This is a genomic window from Micromonospora sp. NPDC047620 (genome assembly GCF_043205005.1).
In the GTDB taxonomy this organism is placed as follows: domain Bacteria; phylum Actinomycetota; class Actinomycetes; order Mycobacteriales; family Micromonosporaceae; genus Micromonospora.
In genome coordinates, this window is record NZ_JBIDDG010000164.1 from 1 (window position 1) to 1161 (window position 1161).

The 1161-nt window shown below is 67.3% G+C and carries 1 protein-coding gene and 1 pseudogene; both read left to right on the forward strand.

Annotation, left to right across the window (positions count from 1 at the left end; all coding sequences use genetic code 11):
- On the forward strand, positions 1-918 hold a 918-nt coding region (locus tag ACGF5C_RS34975; protein WP_393308727.1), incomplete at its 5' end, for a Dyp-type peroxidase.
- Positions 919-980: 62 nt separating this feature from the next.
- A pseudogene (locus ACGF5C_RS34980) lies at positions 981-1161 on the forward strand (hypothetical protein); the annotation flags it as partial.

Sequence of the window (1161 nt, forward strand, 5' to 3'; positions counted from 1 at the left end):
GACCTCGGGCTCGGCCAGCCTCCCTCCGACAGCGCGGTGCTCGGGCCGGAGGTCATCGCCGACGGGCTCACCGTCACCACCGGTGTGGGCGCGAGCCTGTTCGATGGCCGCTTCGGGCTGGCAGCGGCCAAACCCGCCAAGCTCACGCCGATGCGGACCTTCCCCAACGACACCCCGGATCCGGCCTGGATGCACGGCGACCTGCTGATCCAGCTGTGCGCGCATCACCCCGACACCGTCCATCACGCGCTGCGCGACATCACCCGCCAGACCCGCGGCGCACTGCAGCTGCGCTGGAAGATCGACGGCTACAACTCCCCGCCGCGCCCCTCCGGCACCGGCCGGAACCTGTTGGGCTTCAAGGACGGAACGGCCAACCCGACCGGCGCCGACGCCGAATCGCTCATCTGGACCGACGGCGGCGGCGAACCCGAATGGACCCGAGGCGGCACCTACCAGGTGGTCCGGCTGATCCGCATGCTCGTCGAATTCTGGGACCGGGTCTCGATCAACGAGCAGGAGAACATGTTCGGACGCCGCCGCGACTCCGGCGCCCCGCTCGACGGCAATCAGGAATTCGACACCCCCGACTACGCCGCCGACCCCGAGGGTTCGGTCATCCCCCTGGATTCCCATATCCGGCTGGCCAATCCGCGCACTCCGGAAACCGTACGCCAGCAGCTGGTCCGCCGTTCCTACAACTACGACCTCGGCGTGGAGCGCAACGGCAACATGGCCTCGGGCCACATCTTCACCTGCTTCCAGCAGGACGTCGCCCGCCAGTTCGAGGCCATCCAGACCCGGCTGATCAACGAACCTCTCACCGACTACGTCCAGCCCTTCGGCGGCGGCTATTTCTTCGCCCTGCCCGGGGTACGTGACGAGAAGGATTGGTACGCACGAGCTTTGCTGAGCTGAGCGGCGAGCGCGCCCGCGAACCCGATTTGACTGGCCGGCCGCGAATGCGCAGAGTACGGATGATGATCGCCCCTGTCGACGTCGCCACCGCGACCGTACGCAAGCTGACGATTCGGCTGGTGCCGTTTCTGTGCCTGCTGTACTTCGTCAATTACCTGGATCGGGTGAACGTGGGGTTCGCCGGGCCCAGTGGGATGAAGACCGACCTCGGCATGTCGGAGACCGCGTTCGGATTCGCCTCGG